At 67.4% G+C, this 20,526-nt stretch carries 21 protein-coding genes and 1 rRNA gene; 1 reads left to right on the top strand and 21 read right to left on the bottom strand.

The window, feature by feature from the left end; all coding sequences use genetic code 11:
* Nucleotides 1-21 precede the first annotated feature (21 nt).
* Together O5O53_RS11740 and O5O53_RS06215 are read right to left on the bottom strand one after the other, a co-directional pair.
* The gene (locus tag O5O53_RS11740) at nt 22-987 is read right to left on the bottom strand and encodes a diacylglycerol/lipid kinase family protein (RefSeq protein WP_269509980.1); all 966 of its coding nucleotides are present in this window, start codon (nt 985-987) and stop codon (nt 22-24) included.
* A gap of 48 nt (nt 988-1,035) precedes the next feature.
* Nucleotides 1,036-1,977, bottom strand: a complete 942-nt coding sequence (locus tag O5O53_RS06215; protein WP_269509984.1) for a CE1 family esterase — start codon at nt 1,975-1,977, stop codon at nt 1,036-1,038.
* 20 nt (nt 1,978-1,997) lie between these two features.
* Here O5O53_RS06215 and O5O53_RS06220 point away from each other — a divergent pair, with 20 nt between their 5' ends.
* Nucleotides 1,998-2,780 carry a class I SAM-dependent methyltransferase gene (locus O5O53_RS06220; protein WP_269509986.1) on the top strand — a complete coding sequence of 261 codons (783 nt, stop codon included), beginning with the start codon at nt 1,998-2,000 and terminating at the stop codon, nt 2,778-2,780.
* Here O5O53_RS06220 and O5O53_RS06225 read toward each other — a convergent pair.
* From O5O53_RS06225 to rrf, 19 genes are all read right to left on the bottom strand, one after another.
* On the bottom strand, nt 2,777-3,490 hold the full coding sequence (locus tag O5O53_RS06225; RefSeq protein WP_269509989.1) for a CE1 family esterase: 714 nt from the start codon (nt 3,488-3,490) through the stop codon (nt 2,777-2,779). The genes O5O53_RS06220 and O5O53_RS06225 overlap by 4 nt on opposite strands.
* A 5-nt stretch (nt 3,491-3,495) precedes the next feature.
* Entirely contained in the window at nt 3,496-5,040 is a 1,545-nt protein-coding gene (gene der, locus O5O53_RS06230) for a ribosome biogenesis GTPase Der (protein WP_269510057.1), read from the bottom strand.
* 83 nt (nt 5,041-5,123) lie between these two features.
* Complete coding sequence (gene cmk / locus O5O53_RS06235) at nt 5,124-5,825, bottom strand: (d)CMP kinase (RefSeq protein ID WP_269509993.1); 702 nt, start codon at nt 5,823-5,825, stop codon at nt 5,124-5,126.
* Entirely contained in the window at nt 5,826-6,755 is a 930-nt protein-coding gene (locus O5O53_RS06240; protein ID WP_269509996.1) for a pseudouridine synthase, read from the bottom strand. It lies immediately after the preceding gene.
* A gap of 11 nt (nt 6,756-6,766) precedes the next feature.
* Nucleotides 6,767-7,339, bottom strand: a complete 573-nt coding sequence (scpB, locus tag O5O53_RS06245; protein WP_269509999.1) for an SMC-Scp complex subunit ScpB — start codon at nt 7,337-7,339, stop codon at nt 6,767-6,769.
* Between the two features lie 40 nt (nt 7,340-7,379).
* On the bottom strand, nt 7,380-8,201 hold the full coding sequence (locus O5O53_RS06250) for a segregation and condensation protein A (protein ID WP_269510002.1): 822 nt from the start codon (nt 8,199-8,201) through the stop codon (nt 7,380-7,382).
* A complete protein-coding gene (locus O5O53_RS06255) occupies nt 8,201-9,070 on the bottom strand; it encodes a ParA family protein (protein WP_181888381.1) in 870 nt (289 codons plus the stop codon). Before O5O53_RS06255 ends, O5O53_RS06250 begins: the two co-directional genes overlap by 1 nt.
* 61 nt (nt 9,071-9,131) lie before the next feature.
* The gene (locus O5O53_RS06260) at nt 9,132-10,265 is read right to left on the bottom strand and encodes a hypothetical protein (protein WP_269510004.1); all 1,134 of its coding nucleotides are present in this window, start codon (nt 10,263-10,265) and stop codon (nt 9,132-9,134) included.
* Between the two features lie 44 nt (nt 10,266-10,309).
* On the bottom strand, nt 10,310-11,230 hold the full coding sequence (xerD, locus tag O5O53_RS06265; RefSeq protein ID WP_269510008.1) for a site-specific tyrosine recombinase XerD: 921 nt from the start codon (nt 11,228-11,230) through the stop codon (nt 10,310-10,312).
* A gap of 3 nt (nt 11,231-11,233) precedes the next feature.
* Entirely contained in the window at nt 11,234-11,881 is a 648-nt protein-coding gene (locus O5O53_RS06270; protein ID WP_269510011.1) for an NUDIX domain-containing protein, read from the bottom strand.
* A gap of 19 nt (nt 11,882-11,900) precedes the next feature.
* Nucleotides 11,901-12,749, bottom strand: a complete 849-nt coding sequence (locus O5O53_RS06275) for a copper transporter (protein WP_269510014.1) — start codon at nt 12,747-12,749, stop codon at nt 11,901-11,903.
* Nucleotides 12,750-12,763: 14 nt separating this feature from the next.
* Nucleotides 12,764-13,996, bottom strand: coding sequence for a putative cytokinetic ring protein SteA (steA, locus tag O5O53_RS06280; protein ID WP_239355724.1), 1,233 nt, complete (start codon nt 13,994-13,996; stop codon nt 12,764-12,766).
* Between the two features lie 53 nt (nt 13,997-14,049).
* A complete protein-coding gene (gene recN, locus O5O53_RS06285) occupies nt 14,050-15,777 on the bottom strand; it encodes a DNA repair protein RecN (protein ID WP_269510017.1) in 1,728 nt (575 codons plus the stop codon).
* 21 nt (nt 15,778-15,798) lie between these two features.
* Nucleotides 15,799-16,719: an NAD kinase gene (locus tag O5O53_RS06290; protein WP_269510020.1), complete on the bottom strand. Its 921-nt coding sequence runs from the start codon at nt 16,717-16,719 to the stop codon at nt 15,799-15,801.
* Entirely contained in the window at nt 16,720-17,544 is an 825-nt protein-coding gene (locus tag O5O53_RS06295; RefSeq protein ID WP_269510023.1) for a TlyA family RNA methyltransferase, read from the bottom strand.
* Between the two features lie 22 nt (nt 17,545-17,566).
* Nucleotides 17,567-17,737: a hypothetical protein gene (locus O5O53_RS06300; RefSeq protein WP_269510026.1), complete on the bottom strand. Its 171-nt coding sequence runs from the start codon at nt 17,735-17,737 to the stop codon at nt 17,567-17,569.
* Nucleotides 17,738-17,742: 5 nt separating this feature from the next.
* Nucleotides 17,743-18,726: an HAD-IIA family hydrolase gene (locus O5O53_RS06305; RefSeq protein WP_269510029.1), complete on the bottom strand. Its 984-nt coding sequence runs from the start codon at nt 18,724-18,726 to the stop codon at nt 17,743-17,745.
* 4 nt (nt 18,727-18,730) lie between these two features.
* Entirely contained in the window at nt 18,731-19,456 is a 726-nt protein-coding gene (locus tag O5O53_RS06310; protein WP_367616727.1) for a tetratricopeptide repeat protein, read from the bottom strand.
* A gap of 975 nt (nt 19,457-20,431) precedes the next feature.
* Nucleotides 20,432-20,526 (bottom strand): 5S ribosomal RNA (gene rrf / locus O5O53_RS06315); the annotation flags it as partial.

Genomic DNA, 20,526 nt, shown 5'->3' on the forward strand with positions numbered 1-20,526 from the left:
CTACTCGACGGCACGCGGCGCTCAGCACACCACCCGCAGGGTGCCCGGCATCACGTCGAAGGTCACGGCGCTGACCGCGCCGGCGGCGTCGCCGTCGAGCTCAAGCTGCTCGGGCTCGGCGAACTCCAGGGTGATACGGCGTCCCTCGAGGTACTCCATGCTCGGCGGCAGGGACGCCGGCGGGCGCGGCTGCACCTCGCTCGGCAGCAGCGCGTTAATGCCGCCGCGCACGGTGTCCAGCGCGAGTTTGCCGCCGATGCCCGCCCAGTCGGCGACGTCCTCGGCGCGCAGTACGACGGCGTCGAGTACGCCGTCGTCAGGCAGCGCGTCCGGCAACAACGGGATCCCGCCGACGAGGTCGCTGCAGTTGCCGACGATGCAGGTGTGCACGGACGTGGCCACCGCAGGGTCGCTATCGAGCGTGATGTCCACGTCCACACTGTTGCCGCCGCCGAGCGATTGGAACACAGCCGGCACATATGCGAGTGGCCCGACCGCGGCTTTGAGGCTTTCGCGGGTGCGGTGGATCATGCCCGCGTCCACGCCGACGCCGGCCATGACCGCGAAGCCGGAATGCTCGGTGCGGCCATCCGGGTAGACCATTTCGGCGCGGCAGAGGTCGATGAGCCGGTCGGTGCCGGAAAACGCCCGATGCACCGCCGCCTCCAGCAAAAGCGGCACGCCGAGGTTGCGCGCGAGCATGTTGCCGGTGCCCGCCGGCACAATCGCCATCGGTGTCTTCGAACCTGACACAGCTAGCGCGACCATGCGCACCGTGCCGTCGCCGCCGGCAGCGATGATCAAGTCCGCACCCTGCTCGAGCGCGCGGACAGCCTGGGAAAACCCGGGTCCCTCGGTGGTCGTTGCCGCCCACTCGATGTCCGCGCCCTCCCAGGCGTAGCGTTCTACCGCCCGGCGCAGCCGTTCCAGGTGGACTTTCACGGGGTTGTACACCACCGTCACCCGGGGCTTAGACGCGTCACTCACGCGCCTTATGGTAGCGGTGACGGCGCTCGACCGCGGCGCACCGCGCGGCTAGGACATGCCGACGCCGAAGAATTCCAGCAGCGTGCGGGTGGCAAACCCCTTGGACACCAGGCCTGTGTTGTCTGAGGTGCCGCCGGGCCACACGTGCGGCCCGCCCTCAATCCGGTAGTGCGACAGCGCAGCGTCGCAGTCGTCCCAACTCAGCATTGTCACCGTGTGCGACAACTCGACGTCTTCCCTGCGCCCCGCGCAGTGGTTGCGCACCGCGGCCTCCTCGAGCATCTCCGGTGTGGAGTTGTACACCGTCTCGTGGCGTTCACCGCCGCCGTAGGAGATGACCGGGTCGGCCGTGCCGTGAAAGTCGACGTGCTTCATCGGGATGCTCGAGCACCCTTCTGCGACGCGCTGGTAAAACGCGCCCGCCACCGTGGCGATGCCGCTGAACGCCTGCGGGCGCTGGCAGCCTACAAAGGCCGCAAGCCCGCCGCCGTTTGAGAACCCGGCGGCGAAAATCCGGGTGCGGTCGATGGAGTACTCGCCCTCGAGCTGTGAGAGCACGTCGTCCACGAACGCGAGGTCCTGCTCCCCGCTCGTCACCGCGTACGGGGCGGGCGCCCACGCTTCGCCGACGCCGTCCATGAACGCCACAACGGCGTCCGCCTTATCCATCTGGGAGTGCTGCATGATCCGGTCCGCGTCCTCCTTGTAGCCGTGGAACACCAGGATCAGCGGCAGCCGTTCGCGCTGCTTCGCGCCCCGCGGCACCGAAAGGATGTAGTCGCGCTTCAGCCCGGCCGAGGTCGTCTGCCTGCGTTCAATTGCTGGATCCGTCCACGGCTCCACCTCCCGGACAATGTCCTCGGGCGCATCCGGCTGCGTGGTGATCGCGGTGCGCAGCCGCGCCGCGTCACCCGCGCACCCCGCGACGGTGAAGCAGGTTGCGGCTAAGCCAATGGCGGCCGCGGCGCGGATCACTGGGCGGTAAAACACGCAAGGTAGATTAGACCATTGTGCACGCGAGCGGAACACAGCCAGGCCCCAGCAGGAAAGCGGGACCGAGGTTCAGAAACTCCGCGCACCGCAGCGGCGCGGCCGAGGCGTTCACCCGCGACGCAACCCGCTACGACGCCGCACGCCCCACCTACCCAGCCTCACTCGGAGAGCTCGTCGGCCCCGGCACCGTCTGCGACGTCGGTGCAGGCACCGGCAAGTTCACACAATTGCTTGACGACGGCTCACGTTCCGTGTTCGCCTGCGACCCCAGCGGCGACATGACCCGGGTCTTCCACACGGTGCTGCCCGCAGTACCCGTGTGGCGCGCCACCGCGGAAGCGACCGGACTCGCAGACGACTCCGTCGACGCGCTGACGTGCGCGCAGACCTGGCACTGGGTGGATGTGCCCGCCGCAAGCCGAGAGGCAGACCGCGTGATCCAACCCGGCGGCCGCCTGGTGCTGTGCTGGAACACGCTGGCCGTACGCCACCCCTGGGTTTTACGGCTCAGCCGCATCATGCACTCCGGCGACGTGCAGCGCGAGGGCTTCTACCCGGAGGTTTCCGCCCCCTGGCGGCTCACTGACGAGCTGCGCCAGGAATGGTTGCACCCCATCGCCGTGGAAGACTGCTTCGAGCTCATGGCCACCCGCTCCTACTGGCTGAAAGCGAACGAGCGCACCCGCGCAAAGATGGAGGCGAATCTGACCTGGTACCTCTACGAGCGCCTCGGCTTCGACCGCGGCGACACCATCCCGCTGCCGTACCGCACCGACGCGTTCGTCTACGAGCGCGCCTAGCCGGCGCGGCTGTACTCGACCCCGAAAAACTCCAGAATCGCTTGAGTGGCGTCCACGCCGCGCCGGGCTGCCCGCGGGCCGGTGGGCCACTCGTGCCCCATGCCCTCCACCGAGATCAGTTCCGCGCGGGCGCGGCCGCTGTTGCGGCGCTGAAACGCCGCCACCACGTCGGGCGCGCCAAAAGTGGTGTCGTCTTCTGCCCCGCTGTACGGGGAGCGCTGCTCGCCGGCAAACGGCACTACATCGTCGAAAGTGCCGTGGATGTTCAGGTAATCCACCGGTTGTCGGGCGTCGGCGATCTCGTCCGGTGTTGCGCGCACCGCGGCGGCCACGGTGGCCACCCCTGCGAGCTCGAGACCGGTCAGGCTCAGGTGCACCGCGAGTCCCCCGCCATTGGAAAAGCCGACCAGGTAGGTGTTGGTGGTGGCGAAGGTGGACCGGAGGTCGTCGAGAAGCGCACGCACAAACGCTTGATCCTCGCCGAAGGTGGTGCGGGCGTACGGCGCCGGCGACCAGGCAAGGCCCGCGCCCGTGGGTGCTGCGACGATGGCACGCGCCCGGTGCAGCCCAGTGCCGGCGAGGAAGTCGCGGCCGTTATCGCCCTTGCCGTGCAGCGCGACGATCACCGGCAGCGCGCCGGTGTGACCCGCGGGAACGCAGACGTGGTAGCTGCGCTCAACGCCGTCGACTTCCACCGTGCGCTGCCGCATATGCCCTAGGCCTTCTTCCCGCGGCGCTCGCGCACGCGCACCGCGATGCGCACGGGGGTGCCGTGGTAGCCGAACTGCTCGCGGAACTTGCGCTCTAGGTAGCGGCGGTAACCGGCGTCCAAGAACCCGGTGGTGAACAGCACGATTGTCGGCGGGCGGGTGCTGGCCATGGTGGCGAACAGTAGCTTGGGCAGGCGGTTGTTCTTCATCGGCGGCGGGTTCGCCGCGATCGCGTCGCGCAGCCAGTTGTTCAGCTGGCCGGTGGAGATGCGCTTGTCCCAGTTTTCCAGCGCCTCCTTCATCGCCGGCTCCAGGCGGTGCAGGCCGCGGCCGGTGTCGGCGGAGATGTTCAGCTTGGTCACCCACTTGAGCTGGCCCATCGTCTCGTCGAACTCGCGGTCGAAGTCGTAGCGGCGGTCCTCGTCCATGAGGTCCCACTTGTTAAAGCAGATGACCATGGCCTTGCCGGCCTCCAGCACCATGGAGATCACGCGCTGGTCCTGCTCGGAGATTTCCTCCGAGGCGTCGATGAGCACGACGCACACCTCGGCGGCCTCGATGGTGCCGCGGGTGCGAAGCGACGCGTAGTACTCGTGGCCTTGGGCGTTTTTCACCTTCTTGCGCAGGCCGGCGGTGTCGATGAAGGTCCACAAGTCCTCGTCCAGCTGCACGAGCTCGTCCACCGGATCCACGGTGGTGCCGGCCACGTTGTCCACCACGGAGCGGTCGGACCTGGTCAGCTTGTTCAGCAGGCTGGACTTGCCCACGTTCGGCCGGCCCACCAGCGCCACGCGGCGCGGGCCGCCGGTAATGGATTCCTTCACGCGCGGCTCGTCCGGGAACAGGCTCAGGATCTCGTCGAGCACATCCGCGCCGCCGCGGCCGTGCAGAGCGGAGACCGGCCACGGGTCGCCCAAGCCGAGCGAGTAGAACTCGGCCACGTCGCCCCACTGGCTGTCGGACTCGAACTTGTTCGCCACCAGGATCACGGGAACCTCGGAGCGCTGCAGGTTGCGGGCCATCACCGCGTCCGTTTCAGTGATGGCGGTTTTCGAGTCCACCACCATGACGATGACATCGGAGGTGGCCATCGCGGCCTCCGCCTGGCGGGCAATCGCGGCGTGGATGCCCTTCGCGTCCGGATCCCAGCCGCCAGTGTCCTGCACCCAGAAGCGGCGCCCGCCCCAGTCGGTGATGTAGCTGACGCGGTCGCGCGTGACACCCGGGTGGTCCTCCACCACGGCCTCGCGGCGGCCGATGAAGCGGTTCACCAGCGAGGACTTGCCCACGTTCGGGCGGCCCACGATTGAAACCGTCGGCAGCGCCTCGGTGACCACGTCGGGCTGGGCGATGCCGTACTCGGCCTCGAGCTCTGCCCACTCCTCCTCGGTCAGCTCGTCGTCGGAGTCGTAGCCCTCGCCGAAGTCGGCCTCGCCGAACTCGGACTCGTCGATGCCGGCTTCCTCGAAGCCCTGCAGGTCCTCCTCGGCGTTGAAGTTCTTGTTCTCGTAGTACTCAGCGCTGTCGGCGCCGACCACGTACGCATCCATGTCGGTGTAGCCGGACCGGTCGATGCCGGGCTGGATAAACTGTGTTTCCGGCTCGAGGTGCTCGCCTTTGTTGTTGCGCTCGCTCATCGCGCGCTCCTTTCCACGACCTCAGTCAGTGCCGCCAGGACCTCGTCCGGCGTCATCTCGGAGGTGTCCACCAGCACCGCGTCGTCCGCGGGCTTGAGCGGGCTGGTCGCGCGGGAGGAATCTGCCTCGTCGCGGCGCTGCACGTCCGCAAGCACTGCGTCAAAGTCTGCCTCGCGCCCCGCCGCGACGTCCTGGTCATAACGGCGCTTCGCGCGCACCTCGGCGCTTGCGGTCATGAACACCTTCGCGGGTGCGTCCGGCAGCACTACCGTGCCGATGTCGCGGCCTTCCACAATCGCGCGACCGGCCTCGCGGGCGAGCTTGCGCTGCAGCTCCACCAGGTTCACGCGCACCTCGGGGATGGCGGAGACGGCGGAGACGTGCTTGGTCACCTCGGCGCCGCGGATATCTCCCTTGACGTCCTCGCCAGCGAAGAGCACCTCGGTGGAATCCGGGTCGTCGGAGACCTCCAGCGGCAAGTCCGCGGTCGCCTCGATCACCTTCGCCGTGTCCGCCGGGTCCACGCCCGCGCGCAGCACAGCCAGGGTAGCCACGCGGTACATCGCACCGGTGTCCACATATTTTGCGTCCAGGCGCTTCGCCAGCGCGCGGCACATGGTGGATTTGCCGGTGCCCGAAGGCCCGTCCACAGCCACAATGAGCCCGCCGCCCGGCATGTTGGAAAGTGTGCCAGCCATTTACATCCCCACCGCCTTGTACAGCGACGCCAGCTCGGAAGAGTTCAGCGCGCGCATCGAGCCCGGCTTCATGTCGCCGAGCTGCACCGTGTGGAACTTCGTGCGCACCAGGCGCTGCACCGGGTACCCGGCCTGTTTCAGCATGCGGCGCACAATGTGCTTGCGTCCCTCGTGCAGCTCCACGCGGATGATGGATTGGCCGTTGTGCACGTCCACCACCTGCGCGTAATCCACCTTCGCGGGGCCGTCGTCAAGCTCGATGCCCTCTTTGAGCTGCTTGACCACCGCGTTGTTCGCCTCGCCGAGCACCGTGGCCAAGTAGGTCTTGGCCACCTCGTACTTCGGGTGGGTCAGGCGGTTGGCCATCTCGCCGTCGTTGGTGAGCAGCAGCAAGCCTTCTGTGTCCGCATCTAGGCGGCCGACATGGAACAGGCGCTGGCCAGACGCGGTGCGCTCGGCCAGGTAAGAGCCCACGGAGACGCGGTCCATCTCGTCTTTCATGGTCGAGTGCACGCCGCGCGGCTTGTTGAACACGAAGTACTCGTGATCTTCGTTGACGTTGATGCGGGCGCCGTCGACGCGGATGATGTCCACGTTCGGGTTCACGCGCATCCCCTGGCGCGTCACGATTTCACCGTTGACCTCGACGCGGCCCTGCTCGATCATCGCCTCCGCGTGACGACGGGAAGCGACACCGGCCTGCGCGAGCACCTTTTGCAGGCGGACACCCTCAGCCGCCGCTTTCGCTGCGGTCGGGTCTTCGTCCCACCAGTTATCATCCAGCGGGTTCGGTTGGTTCTTCGCGGCGTTCTGGCGCCTCTTGTCTAGGCGGACATGCTGTTTCTTAGCCGGCTTGGCGTAGGAGATGTAGAACGTATCGTCCTTCCCACGCTTTTCCGGTGTGCCATCTCGGCGAGCGGGTGGTGTCATGCCCCGGGAGTTTACCAGGCATCCTCGATGGAATCGATGTCCGGAAGCAGCGGCGCAAGCTCCGGCAGCCGCTCGAGAGAATCGATGCCGAGCAGCTCCAAAAACAGCTCGGTGGTGACGTAACGGTGCGCGCCATGATCAGGGACCTCTTCCCCGGCCTCAGCCGGGTCCATCTCCGCAATGAGACCGCGAAGCGCGAGCGTGCGCATCACGCCGTCGACGTTGACTCCGCGCACGCCCGCGACCTGCGCGCGGGTGACCGGCTGGCGGTAGGCCACCACCGCGAGAGTTTCCATCGCCGCGCGCGACAGCTTTTTCTGCGTGCCATCCAGGAGGAACGCCTCCACCGCGTCGGCGTTTTCGGTGCGGGTGTACAGGCGCCAGCCCTCCGCCGTTTCGCGCAGGTCGATGCCGGAGCCGCGCTCGTCCAGCTCCCGTGCAAACTCGCGTAGCTGGTCTGACACCTCTTCGTTGGTCGCGCCGAGCGCACTTGCCAGTTCTTCCACGGCGACGGGCGCGTCGATGACCAGCAGCACCGACTCTATGCGCGAGCGCAACTGGGAGACCATGGGCAAGCTATCCATGCTTCGGCAGTGTATCGGGTGCCGCGTGCCGGTCCGGCGCTTACGTCCAGTTCGAGGCGGCGACCACCGCTGGGTCCACCTCGAGCCCGGTCCAGGACACGTCCAAGCGCCCGAGCGCTTCCGGCTGCTCCGTTTCCACGGCCTTGGCTTTATACAGCTCCAGCAGCGCGAGGAAACGGCCCACCACTTCCATGGAGCGGGTGCAGTCGCGCGTGAGCGCAGCGAACGTCAGCCACGACCCGGTGCCGGCGAGCTTCAGGGTGTCCAGGATCTTGCCGGCTTGCTCCGGCACGGACACCGCCTGCGCATGCAGGTGGTCGGTGCGCACCTCCTCCGGCGGGCGGGGGCGGAACACGCTGCCCGCCAGTTCGGCAAAACTTGCCGGGGTGTGCCCCAGGTCCACCGGGGGCAACAGGTCCACAAACCGCGGCTCCATGGACACCGCCCGCGGGTAGCGCCGCAGCGCGTGTTTCTGCCACTCCGCGAACTGGTCGGCCACACGCTGGTAGGCGCGGTACTGCAACAGGCGTGCGAACAGCAGGTCGCGCGCTTCCAGCAACTCCAGGTCCTCGATGTTCTCGCCGTCGCTACCCGGCAGCAGCCGCGCGGTTTTCAGGTCCAGCAGCGTCGCCGCCACCACGAGGAACTCGGTGACCTCGTCGAGCGCCTCGGTCTCACCGAGCGCACGGGTGTAGGCGATGAACTCGTCGGTCACCTCGGCCAGCGCCACCTCTGTCACGTCCAGTTTCTTCGACTGGATCAGGGTGAGCAGCAGGTCGAACGGCCCCTCGAAGTTTTGCAGAGCCAGGGTGAACCCGGTGATCTCAGGCTGGGGGTACTGCTCGGGCGCGGCCGCTGCCACTAGCTGGTGCGCTCCAGTACTTCGAGCGCCAGGTTGCGGTACTGGTCCGCGCCTTGAGAGTTCGGCGCCCAAGTGATGATTGGCTCACCGGCCACAGATGTCTCCGGGAAGCGGACCGTGCGGGTGATCACGGTGTCGAAGACACGCTCGCCGAAGACCTCCACCACCCTGTCCATCACTTCGCGGGCGTGGGTGGTGCGGCGGTCGAACATGGTCACCAGGATGCCCACGATGTCCAGGTCGAAGTTGATGCGGTCGCGCACCTTCTCCACCGTGTCCGTCAGCAGCGCCAGGCCGCGCAGGGAGAAGTACTCGCACTCCATCGGGATGATCACGCCGTGCGAGCACGCCAGCGCGTTGACGGTGAGCAGGCCGAGGGAGGGCCCGCAGTCGAGGATGATGAAGTCGTACTCGTTGCGCACCGGGCGCAGCGCGCGCGCCAGGGTGTGCTCGCGGCCGACCTCATTGACCAGCTGGATCTCCGCCGCCGACAGGTCGATGTTTGCGGGGACCACGTCCAAGCCGGAGACATTGGTCGTGTTGATCGCGGCGTGGATGCTGGCGGTGTTGTCGAACAGCAGGTCGTAAACCGTGACCTGGTCCTCCTCGTAGGACACGCCCAGGCCAGCGGAAAGCGCGCCCTGCGGGTCCAGGTCCACCAGCAGGACCTTGCGGCCCTGCTCGGCCAGGCACGCGCCGAGGTTGATCGTGGAGGTAGTTTTGCCCACCCCGCCCTTCTGGTTGACCATGGAGATCACCGTTGCGGGACCGTGCTTGTCCAGCTCCTTCGGCTTGGCGAACTCGCGCCACGGCCGCCCGGTCAGAAACGTCTTCTGGTCCGCAGCGTCAAACAGCGCCTCGTCCGCCATGGCCGGTCCTTCCCTCAATCACGTCCAAACCCTTGACTTCCGTCATCTTACAACGTTGTCATTACGCCCGCCCGCGCCTCCGGCGAAGGAACACAATCAACAGCGCGATCGCGGCCAGCAACGCAGCTCCAGCGATTGCGAGGGGCACTACATCGCTTATCGACGACCCTTCGTCAACGCCTCGTCCTTGACCATCCTGGTTCGCGTAGTTGCCGTACTGGTTGTCGTCGTTGCTGTCGTCGGCTTTTTCGACCGGCACGTTGGTGGAGGTGATCACCGCGACGAAATCCGCCTTGCCGTCGCGCACGACTTCCATGATGAACGGGTTGTCCGGTGTTTCGCCTTCCGGGTAGGTCAGGGTGATCGTGCGGCTGGTTTTGTCCACCTTGCGCTCGACGCCTTCGATCACCTGTCCGTTGACGTCCAAGTAGCGCAGGGTCGCGCCCTCGGTGTCGTAGCTGGCGTACTTCATCAGGTCCTTGACGCGGCTCAGCGGCACCTTCACCACGATTTTGTTGTCCTGGATCTCACCGTCGAAGTACAGCTTCGTCGCGGCGGCATCGTCGGCGGGCTCCGCCTTGGATCGCGACGGGTGCGCCGCTGCCGGGGCGCCGCCACCGGCGTTGCCCGCGCTGTCTGCACTGCCAGCCTTGCCGATCTCGTCGGCCTCGCTCGCCGGGGCATCATGACTGTCCTTGGACCCGCTTCCGCTGCCTGATGCCTCCGAGCCGCCGTCAGTTTCACTATCCGCGGTCCCACCGCCGGCAGCCGCGCCGCCTGCTCCCCCTTCAGCGCCACCGGGCTGACCGGACTCGCCTGCGTTTCCGCCGACGTCCGCGGAGCCGTCGCCGACGGCGACCAAGTTGACCGTCGCCGAATAGCCGCCGGCGCTTGCCGGCACCGCGGCGGTCGCGCCCGGCTGGTCCGGGGCGCTCACGGTCACGGACGTGCCTGACGACGTCACCGTCCACCCGCCCGAGGAGTAGTTCACGTCCACCGGCACACCCACGTCTACGGTCGTGCTTTCACCGGCTGGCACGGAGATCTCGCCGGGGATCATGGACTGCACCTCCTCCGGGCTCATTCCGCCCGGAAGCTGCGCGTCGGCCATCGGCGCCGCAAGCAGCATTGCGGCGGGCACGGCAAGCAGCGCGGAGCCGCGCTTACCGTGCAGAGTTCGGGATGCGGGTCGCATGGACCATCCTCTCGTTGCTCAAAAGATCAATCAAGCAGCCGAGTCTACGCACGCGGGTGCGTGCTGCGCCAAACTTCACGCAGGTTATCGGCTGTGATGTGCGTGTAAATCTGCGTGGTGGTCACTGAGGCGTGCCCGAGTAGTTCCTGAACGCTGCGCACGTCCGCCCCGCCCTCCAGCAGGTGCGTGGCAAAGGAGTGGCGCAGCGTGTGCGGCGAGATGTCCTTCTCAATGCCCGCCCGTGCAGCCGCTGCCTTGATCGCATTCCACGCGCTTTGGCGGGACAACGCCCCGCCTCGCTTGTTCAACAGCAGCGCGTGCGAGGTCCCGTTGGCAAACGCCGGCCGGCCGCGCACCAAATACGCCTCCAGCGCCTCCTGTGCCTTCGACCCCAGCGGCACCAAACGCTGCTTGTTGCCCTTGCCGGTCACCGCCAGCACGCCGCCGTACTCGCTGTCTAAAGCAGCGTTTGCATCGTCGACGCTTAAGCCCAGCACCTCCGAGACGCGGGCGCCGGTTGCGTATAGCGTCTCCAGCAGTGCTTTGTCGCGCAGGCCGGAGGGGGTCTCGGTCGGGCACGCGTCGAGAAGCTTTGCCACCTCATCGATGCTCAAGGTGTCCGGGAGCCGCTCGCCGGTCTGCGGCGGAGAGACCTCTGCCGCCGCATCCGCCGGCAGCTCGCCCTCTTCCACCCCGAACTTGTGCAGGCCGCGCGCAACGGTCAGCGCCCGCCCTGCCGACGACACTGCCAGAGGCTTCGCCCCGTCCACCCCGCGGCGCAGATCCGCCACGTAGGCCTCGATGTCGGTGGTGGTGACCTTGCGCAAATCCGTCTTGCCCGCGGCCGCCAGCCACGTGGTGTAGCGGTTCACGTCGCGGGTGTAGTTGCTCAACGTGTGGGGTGAGACTCCCCTCTCAACGGCAAGATGGGTCAGCCAACGCTGCGCCAGCGCCTCCGCATCCACCTGCTAGATCCGCTTCATGTCCGGCACGATGCCCTGCTTGGCGCGACGTGCGGCCAGGGAAGTCGGGCGCAGGCGGAACGGCTCGTCGATAGGCCGGGGCGCATCACCCCGCGCAACCAGGCGCGCGGCTGCGAGGATGCCGGAGACCGCGATGGAGTTGACCACCTCGCCGCGCAACGCCATATCCGCGGCATCCTCCAGGTCCACCCACGAAAAGTCCATGTCGGCCTCCTCGTTTTCGGGCTCGGGCCGCTCCACCTCGTGCAGGCCGCGGGCGATGAACACCCGCACCGCCTCCTCCGCGAATCCCGGTGAGGTGACCAGATCCACCAGCACGCCCCACTCGTCCGCAGCCAGGCCTGCCTCCTCTTGCAGCTCGCGCTTCGCGCAGGTCAGCTCGTCTTCGGCGTGCATGTCCAACAGACCGGCGGGAAGCTCCAGCAGACGCTCGCCGACGCTGTGGCGGTACTGCTCCACCAGCGCCACACGGCCATGTTCATCCAGCGCGACCACAGCGACAGCACCGAAGTGCTCCACAATTTCTCGCGCGGCCTCGTTGCCGCCCGGCATGACCACCTGGTCGCGGCGCACCGCGATGATCGGCGCGTCGAGGACAACTTCGGACCCAGTGACAGTGAATTCGTGGCTCATGGCAACCAGCCTACGAGCCTTAGGCCTCGCCGCCACCACTAGACACTGCAAGCACGGACTTAATGCGTCCTGCCTCGTAGTCCACGCCGCCGACAGTCTTCACCCCGTCGATCGCATCCGGCTCAGTGCCCTGAGACGCAAGCGCGGTCTTGCCTTCCGCGCCGAGTGCCTTGGCAAAATCGCCCAACACCTTGGCTCCGAAGTCGGTGCCTCGCGACGGCCCGTCCACAATCACCACTGCGCCAGCGGGCACAATAGAACCGTTGAACTCGATAAATCCAGCCTGCTGCAGCGTGTCCAGCACCAAGGTGCGGTCCGCCGGCAGGGTTTTGGACTCGCCGTTGGTGCCGTCGTCGAAAAGCACGGTCGCGAGAGATTCGCCTGCATGAAGCCCTGGGGAGCGTTCCTCCACCGACAGTTTCGCGCCCGAAGGCAGCGTGTTGGCGACAATGCTGGACAGCTCGTCTGCACCCGCCTGGTCGGTGAAGCGCTCCGTCAAGGTCAGCTCGCCGGAGTCGGAGGCACCAGCGGCGTTGAGCAACCAGCGCACGGACTCCACATCGTCAGCGTCCGCCGCGGCGGTGCGCACAATGGTCACCGGCACGTCCTTCAGGGCACCGGAGACGATGGAGCCGGACTCCTGGGCCAACAAGTCGTTTGCTTCTTCCGCACGTGCCTCCGCCTCAGTGAGTTCGGAGTCGTCCGCGTCCGGCTTGGCCGGAGCGTCGGCCTTGAATTCGGAAAAGCCGAGGTCAACCTCGCCCGGCATCGCCGGAACCAGCACGAGAGCGCCCAGCGCAATACCCAGCGCTGCGCCCCAACCCAAACCGGCCGCAATCAGCCCGGCCCTGCCTTTAGTCTTCGCCATCTGCCACTGCCCTCCTAGCTGGTCCAGCCGTCGAACCAGCCGCGCACCGTCAGCGCGATGGTGTTCCAGGTGTCTACGAGGTTGTCGGCGAAGTTGCCGTCACCGCCGAGGCCGGCGATCAGGATCACCACCGCGGCGGCAACGAGCACGCCGAGGATCGCCCACGCCCACGCCACACCCGCACCGGACTCGACGGCGTAGAGGTTGGTGATCACGGTGGAATCCACGATCTTGCGCCCCGCCTTCAGGCGCGCGAGCAGCGCCGCCGGTTCCGTTGCCGGGGTGCCCGCGGTGGTAGCCGAATCCGCGAAGATGCGGTCCAGCTCCACCGGCTGGCCGACGGTGACAATCATCTCGGCGTCATGGAATGTGGCCAGCAAAATGGCCAGGTCCGTCGGCGAATCCGTCGCCGCCGGGAAGGTCATCGCGCCCACTCCGAGATCCTGAATGCGCTCCAACCCGGGCGCGTATCCGTCCGGCTCCGCCGGCAGGATCACCTTCGCGTCGGAGCGCAGGTTCTCCGAGGCCACGTCCTTCGGGTCCCCCACGATGACGTCCGGCGCGTACCCCATGGACGCCAGCGTGTCCGCCGCGGAGCCGACGCCGATGACCACCGGCGTGTACTCCTGCATGAAGTTCTTCAGCTCCTCCAGACGCTGACGCGTGTCGGGAGCAGGCGAGACCACCAGCACCTTGCGCTCGGCCATGATGTCGCCGAGTTCCGGGGCGCCCACACCGTCGATGAGCAGCGCTGCCTCCGAGTGGATGAACTCGATGGTGTTGCCGAAGTAGGCCTCCATGTTTTCCACCAAACCGCGTTGGGCCTGGGCGAATGTGGCGTCCACTTCAGTGCGGGTCACCGGCTGTGCCTGGCCGGCAACCTTGCGCCCCACGGTGATTTGGCCGGTCGGCGAGACTACGGCCTTCTTGCCGTCGCGGATCTTTCCGCGCATGTCTGTGCCTGCCGCCTCGAACAGGGGAACGCCTGCGTCGAGAAGCAAATGCGGCCCGAACGTGGGAAGCGTGCCGGTGGAGTACGGCGCGAGGTTGACCACCGCGGCCGGGCGCCGCGCAATGATTTGCTCCGCCAAACGGCGCTGCATGTCGGGGGCGTCCACAAACACGATGTCGCCCTCGCTGAGCCTGCCAAGGCCCTTGCCCTGCGGGGTGCAGTCGCGCAAGGTGCCGCGCAGCTCGGCCGCGGGCGGTTCCTTCGTGGGGTCTTGGGTGGAGGGTGCAGCAGTCATGCGCACCATTGTGCAACAGTGACCTGCCTGAACCGGGGAGGCGCGCGGGGACGTTAGCCGCGCAACTGCTCCACCTCACCCTGCGCGCGCTCGAAGAGTTCCGCGGCGTGGGCGCGGCCGGTGTCCGAATCGTCCATGCCCGCCATCATGCGGGCCAGCTCCTCGATGCGCTCCTCCGGTTGCAGCGCCGCAACACCGGAGGTCACGGCCACGTCGCCGATGTCCTTGGACACGTGCAGGTGCGTGTCGGCATACGCCGCGACCTGCGGCAGGTGCGTGACCACAATGACCTGGTTGCCGCGCGCCAGCCGCGCGAGGCGCCGGCCGATCTCCACCGCCGCGCGCCCGCCCACGCCTGCGTCCACCTCGTCGAACACCAGCGTCGCGCCGCTGGAGGATTCGGACAGGATCACTTCGAGCGCGAGCATCACGCGCGACAGCTCGCCGCCGGACGCGCTCGTGGCCAGCGGCTTCGGCTCAAGCGCGCTGTTCGGCGCGAGCAGGATCTCCACCGCGTCGGCCCCGTCGCGGCCGTACTGCGCCTTCGCGACGTTGACCGTGAGCTGCGCCTTCGGCATCGCCAGCCCGTGCAGCTCCTCGGTCACCGCCTTGCCCAACTTGCCCGCGGCCTTGGTGCGCGCCTTCGTCAACGCGGCGGCGTGCCTTGTCATCGCCTGCTCCAGCTCCGCAACCTTCGCCTTCAGCTTTTCGACGGCACCCTCCGACGTATCGATCTTCGCCAACCGTGCCCCAGCTTTGTCGCGCCACGCCACCACCCCTGCCGCGTCTGGGGCGTACTTGCGGGTCAGACCTTTGATCTCCTGCTGGCGCTGCAGGAGCCGCTCCAACTCCTCCGGGTCGGACGGCAGGCTGCCGGTGTAGCTGCCCAGCTCCGCGGAAACGTCCGAAAGCACGCCGGCGACCTCGCCCAGCCTGGCCCCCAGATCACGCAGCTCCTGGTCGCTGGCTCCCTCTAGCGCCGCCTGCGCGCGCCCGATCAGGTCGGAAGCGGGTTCCTCTTCCCCGCCGACACCGCCGACGGCGTCCGCGCCGTCGATAGCCATAAGCGCAGTCTCGGCGGCCTCGCGCAACGCGTCCACATCCTGGAGACGGTTGATGGTGGCAACCAGCTCCTCGTCCTCGCCAGCCTGCGGGGCCACCGCATCGATCTCGTCGATGGCGAACTGGAGGCGGTCTACCTCCTGCGCCAGCTCCAAGCGCTTTTCGGTGCGCTCCTTCAAATCCTTCGCCGCCGCTCGCCACGCGGTGTACGCCTCGCGGTACGCATCCAGCTTTGCTTGGATGGCCGGGTCGAACCTGTCGAGGGCGGCCAACTGCTGTTCCGGCGCCATCAGGCGCAACTGGTCGTTCTGGCCGTGGATCGTCAGCAGGTGGCCCGCCAGCTCGCTCAGCGTCGCCGCCGGCACCTTGCGCCCGCCCAGGTGCGCGCTGGAGCGCCCCGAGGCCTTCACCGAGCGCGAGACCAAATACTCGCCGTTTTCATCAGCTTCTGCTCCAGCGCCCGCGGCTATCGCGCCGACGGCTTCGCGCACCTCCTCCGGCAGCTCTTCGGTGCCGAACGCGCCTTCCACCACCGCGCCGTCCGCGCCGGTGCGCACGCGTGAGGCATCCGCCCGGCCACCGGTGAGCAGGCGCAGGCCCGTGACCACCATCGTCTTACCAGCGCCCGTCTCGCCAGTGAGCACGGTCAGCCCCGGCGAAAGCTCAGCCGAGGCATGGCGGATCACACCAAGGTTGGAGATAGCAATCTCAGCGAGCAAAAACGTGCCTCCCTGTCAGATTCAAGCCCCGCGCGGGCCGCGCCACCCGGAAACCGGGAGCTGGAATTTGTCCACGAGCCTGTCCGTGAACGGCCTGTCGTCCAAGCGTACCCAGCGCACCCCGCGCTCGCCCCGCGCCACTTCCACGCGGGAACCAGCGGGCACCGTCAGGCGGCGCTGCCCGTCCATCACCGCCACGGCCTGCGTGGTCTGCTGCTCCGACTCCACCGCCACAGTCGACGTCGGCGCCACCACCAGCGGCTTGGCAAACAGCGCGTGCGCGTTATTCGGCACCACCAGGATCGCGTCGAGCTGCGGCCACATCACGGGCCCGCCCGCGGAAAACGCGTACGCTGTCGAGCCTGTCGGCGTGGAGATAAGCACACCGTCGCAGCCGAAGGAGGACACCGGCCGGAAATCCACCTCCAGCGTCGCGTCCAACACGCGGGTGCGGTCGGAGTTTTCAATGCTGCACTCGTTGAGCGCCCAGCTGCGGCCGAGCACCTCCCCGCCCTCGCCGATCACGGACACGTCCAGCGTCATGCGCTCCACCACGCGGTAGGAGCGGTCGATCACCTGGCCGATTACCTTCTCCAGACTCGCAGCATCCCCTTCGGCGAGGAAACCCACGTGCCCCAAGTTGATGCCCAGCACCGGGATGTCCTGCGCACGGGCGTAGCTCGCCGCGCGCAAAAACGTCCCGTCGCCGCCGAGCACAAGCACCAGCTCGCAGCCCGCCGCAGCGGAATCGTCCGCCTTCGCGCGCGTCAGCCCACACAGCACAGGGTTGGTCTCGATGACGTCCATCTGCTCCTGCTCGAGCAGACGGACCTCAATGCCCGCCTGCTGCAAAAGCTGCGCCGCCCGCGCCGCCGAATCAATGTTGGAGGCCCTGAACAGGTGCGGCACCAGCAGGATCTCGCGGCGTGTGGTCTCACCCATCTACTTCGGTCCTTCCTCGATCGCGCGGTTGACCAGCGCGGCCAGTGCGTCGTCGTCAAGCTTGTGCTTGCCCCCGTCTTTGACCAGCCACAGAAAGTATTCCACGTTGCCGCTCGGACCCGGCAGCGGGGACGCCGTCGCCCCGCGCACGGACAATCCCAGCGACTGCGCAAAACGCGCGACGTCCAGCGTGACCTCCGCGCGCAGCTCCGGCGAGCGCACCACGCCGCCGCTGCCGAGGCGGTCCTTACCTACCTCGAATTGTGGCTTGACCATGGGCAGCATGTCCGCGCCGTCGACCATGCACTCCGCAAGCGCCGGCAGCACCAGTTTCAGCGAGATGAACGACAGGTCGCCGACCATCAGATCCGCCGGCCCGTCCATCATCTCCGGGGTGAGGTTGCGGATGTTGGTGCGGTCCAGCACCCGCACCCGCTCGTCGTTCTGCAGCCGCCACACCAGCTGGCCGTAGCCCACATCCACCGCGACGACCTCGCTCGCGCCTCGCGACAGCAGCACATCGGTAAACCCGCCGGTGGAGGCTCCAGCGTCCAACGCCTTTCTCTTCTCGACGACCAACCCGTCCCCGCCAAACACCTCAAGCGCGCCGAGCAGCTTGTGCGCACCGCGCGACGCCCAATTGTCCACGTCGTCGGTGTTGACCTTGATGGACGCCTCCGGCTCCACCACCGTCGCCGGCTTGGTGGCGGTGAATCCCCCGACCTGGACGCGGCCCTCCTTGATCCAGGTCTGCGCCTGCTCTCGCGAGCGCGCGATCTTCCGGCGGACCAGCTCCGCGTCGAGCCGGGTGCGTTTCGGTGCCACGGTAGCGGCCCCCTTTCTTTGCTTATCTGTCGGACAGCGCTTCGTGCAGCACCGCGTGCGCCCGGGTCAGCGCGTCCACCTCTGCCGCAAGGCCTTCAGTCGGTTCCGCGAGAATCGACTCGACACGCTCGGTGACTTCCTCGGCGCTGACCTTGGGCGCGCGCGGGTCGCGGGGAATCGGCGCAGGGCTCATCTGCGTCACCACCACTTCGCGACGGCTACCGCAGCGGCATCTGACTCTGCGCGCACATCGGCCGGCGGCTCGGGCTGCCGCCACGCCACGTCGAGGGCAGTCCGAAGCGCAGCCAAGCTGGAGGCGCCGGGGTTGCCGCCGGAAAGGACGATGGCGGAGCCGTCGATACGCGCCGCGAAGCCCTCCTGCGCACCCGGGACGAGTGTCTCCGGCGACACGCTCAGCCCGCGCATGTCCGCGGCGATGTACGTCGGGCGGTGCTCCTTGGGCGCCTGCAGCAGCGCATACGGGCCAGAAACGCCAGTGAGCACGTGCAGCGCGGGCATGCCAGCGGCAACGCCGCCCGCAATGTCCGTGTCCAGCCTGTCGCCCACAGCGAGCGGTTTCTGCATGCCGCGCGACTTCGCCGCCTGGGTGAACATCGCCGGCTCCGGCTTACCCCCCGCTTCCGGAACAACCCCGGTCGCCGAGGTGACAGCAGCCACCATGGACCCGTTGCCCACCATGAAGCCGCGCTCCATCGGCAGCGACGTATCCAGGTTCGTGGCCAGGTACTTCGCGCCGCGCTGCAGGCTCAGCGCCGCCTCCGACAGCTCGCGCCACCCCGTGTCGGGGTTGTGTCCGTGCAGCACCACCTTGGGCGCATCATCGGCGCTCTCCACGACCCGGTAGCCGGAGTCCTGGATCAGCTGCCGCAGCGACGGCGCACCCACGACGTAGACCGCGTCCCCCTTCTCGAGGTAGCGCTCCGCCATATTCACCGCCGCCATCGCGGACGTGAGCACGTCCTCCTCACCCGCATGCAAGTCAATGGCACGGAGCATCTCCGCGACATCCTTGGCACTGCGCGAAGCGTTGTTGGTCACGTACATCGCCGGCAGCCCGGAGGCGTTAATCGCCTCGACCGCGTGCTCAATCGCCACACCGCCAGACCAGACAGTGCCGTCGAGGTCCAGCAGCAGGCCGTCATGGTTCGACGCAAGCGTCATCGCTCTAGCCCAGCTCCGCCACACGCTCGGACGCGTCGGTCATGCCGTCCACGTCAATCTTGGCGACGTGCTCAAACCACCGCTTCGCCTCCGCCTTCTCGCCGGTGGCCAAGAGCGCATCTGCGTAGGCGTAGCTCAGCCGCGCCTGTTCAAAACCCTGGGAATCCAGCGACGGATTCAGTCGCTGCAACTGCGCCACCGCTGAGTCGTGCTGCCCAAGGTCGTGGCGCGCACCAGCCAGAACGATGGCCAGCTCAATCTGACCCTCCTCGTCCAACTCGCGTGCCTCGGGGCTGCGACCGAGCTCCAGTGCCTTCTCCGGCCTCCCAAGACCGCGTTCCGCGTCCGCCATCACGGCAAGCAGGCCGGGACCGCCGGAAATTCGGCGCGCGGCACGAAGCTCAGACAGCGCCTCCTTCCACTCGCCGACGTGGTACGCCACCACACCGTTGGTTTCGCGCACCACGCCCACGCGTCCCGCGCGGTTCTTCGCGGCGCGGGCGTGCTGCAGCGCAAGCTGTGGGTCGTCGTACAGCAGGTCGGTCGCCATGAGCATATGCTTTGCGACGCGCTCCGCATTATCCTTCGACAGCACCTTCAAATCCTGCAGCACCGACGGGTCCAAGTCGGAGATTTCCAGGCCCTGCGGCAGATCAGGCTCCAGCTCCCTCTGCGCCATGCGGTCCTCGCGGAAGCCTTCGCGGCGCGGGTTGGAACGGTCGTGGCGCACACCACCGCGACCCCGGCGGCGGTCACCGTCGCGTCCACGACGCTCGCCACGGCGGCCGTCGCCCCGACGCTCGCCGCGCCGTCCGTCCCGGCCCTCGCCCCGGCGCTCTCCGCGATCGGAGTCGTTTCCGCGAGCCCCGCGCTGACCATCGCGGTTGCGGGCGTCACGACCACCGCGCTCCCTACGCGGGCGGTCCTCGCGACCGCTGTCACCGAAAGAGCGCTCCTGCCCTCTTCCTTCGTCCACATCTGCCATTGGGGACCTCCGTTTCTAATCTCGACCATTATAGGAAAGCCGAGCACCCGGGCACATCTGGCTCCCACCACCTGCGCCTTCCCCCACCCCGCCCGGCCTCATTGCGTCAATATCTGGGATCAACCTGCTGGTCTATCTGCCGCTTTTGTGCACGAATCAACAGGGGTGCCGTGTTTACCCAGGTCGATGCTCCGGCGAAGAGACTGTTTCGTCGATTCGTACAATTCGTGGGTGTGCACCAATGATGGGCGCAGGGGTGTTTGTCCGCAATGCGTAAGTCCGCGAGGGCGCCGGCAGCCGGGGGCGGTCTCGTAGAAGTTGACGACCGCACGGTTTTCGCCCGCTGTTTCCCAAAGTCGTGGATCAACGTTGTCAGGATTTACGAGACCGCCACTTCCCCGCCGGGCTCATTGGTTGGTTCGTACCCATTATTGGTGAGCTCGGTGTTGTCCGCAATGCGCAAGTCCGCAAGCGTTAGACGGCGACGAGGAGGCTATGCGGGGCACCGGTTGTGCACGAATCGACGGCGATGTTGCGTTTCCCCAGGTCGGGTTTGCGTCGGCGGGGGTGTTGTGTTGATTCGTACAATCCGTGGGTGCACACCAATTGTTGGTGGGGGTGGGGTTGTCCGCAATGCGGACACCCGCAAACATGCAACACCAAAAGAAGGCACCCGCCACACAAACGGTTGCGTGGCGGGTGCTGTGTGTGAAGTTGTTGGGTCGGCGGTAACCTACTCTCCCACTCCCTCCCGGGGGCAGTACCATCGGCGCGGGCGGGCTTAGCTTCCGGGTTCGGAATGGGACCGGGCGTTT

It is taken from the genome of Corynebacterium faecium (genome assembly GCF_027257105.1).
In the GTDB taxonomy this organism is placed as follows: domain Bacteria; phylum Actinomycetota; class Actinomycetes; order Mycobacteriales; family Mycobacteriaceae; genus Corynebacterium; species Corynebacterium lehmanniae.

Excerpts from the sequence above, each read along its gene's own strand:
- O5O53_RS06260 (WP_269510004.1), bottom strand. The coding sequence starts at position 10,265 with ATGCGACCCGCATCCCGAACTCTGCACGGTAAGCGCGGCTCCGCGCTG.
- der (WP_269510057.1), bottom strand. The coding sequence starts at position 5,040 with ATGGATGCGTACGTGGTCGGCGCCGACAGCGCTGAGTACTACGAGAAC.
- O5O53_RS06275 (WP_269510014.1), bottom strand. The coding sequence starts at position 12,749 with ATGGCGAAGACTAAAGGCAGGGCCGGGCTGATTGCGGCCGGTTTGGGT.
- O5O53_RS06255 (WP_181888381.1), bottom strand. The coding sequence starts at position 9,070 with ATGGCGGACGAGGCGCTGTTTGACGCTGCGGACCAGAAGACGTTTCTG.
- O5O53_RS06240 (WP_269509996.1), bottom strand. The coding sequence starts at position 6,755 with ATGACACCACCCGCTCGCCGAGATGGCACACCGGAAAAGCGTGGGAAG.
- O5O53_RS06290 (WP_269510020.1), bottom strand. The coding sequence starts at position 16,719 with ATGGGTGAGACCACACGCCGCGAGATCCTGCTGGTGCCGCACCTGTTC.
- O5O53_RS06225 (WP_269509989.1), bottom strand. The coding sequence starts at position 3,490 with ATGCGGCAGCGCACGGTGGAAGTCGACGGCGTTGAGCGCAGCTACCAC.
- O5O53_RS06300 (WP_269510026.1), bottom strand. The coding sequence starts at position 17,737 with ATGAGCCCTGCGCCGATTCCCCGCGACCCGCGCGCGCCCAAGGTCAGC.
- O5O53_RS06270 (WP_269510011.1), bottom strand. The coding sequence starts at position 11,881 with ATGAGCCACGAATTCACTGTCACTGGGTCCGAAGTTGTCCTCGACGCG.
- O5O53_RS06305 (WP_269510029.1), bottom strand. The coding sequence starts at position 18,726 with ATGACGCTTGCGTCGAACCATGACGGCCTGCTGCTGGACCTCGACGGC.
- steA (WP_239355724.1), bottom strand. The coding sequence starts at position 13,996 with ATGACTGCTGCACCCTCCACCCAAGACCCCACGAAGGAACCGCCCGCG.
- scpB (WP_269509999.1), bottom strand. The coding sequence starts at position 7,339 with ATGGATAGCTTGCCCATGGTCTCCCAGTTGCGCTCGCGCATAGAGTCG.
- cmk (WP_269509993.1), bottom strand. The coding sequence starts at position 5,825 with ATGGCTGGCACACTTTCCAACATGCCGGGCGGCGGGCTCATTGTGGCT.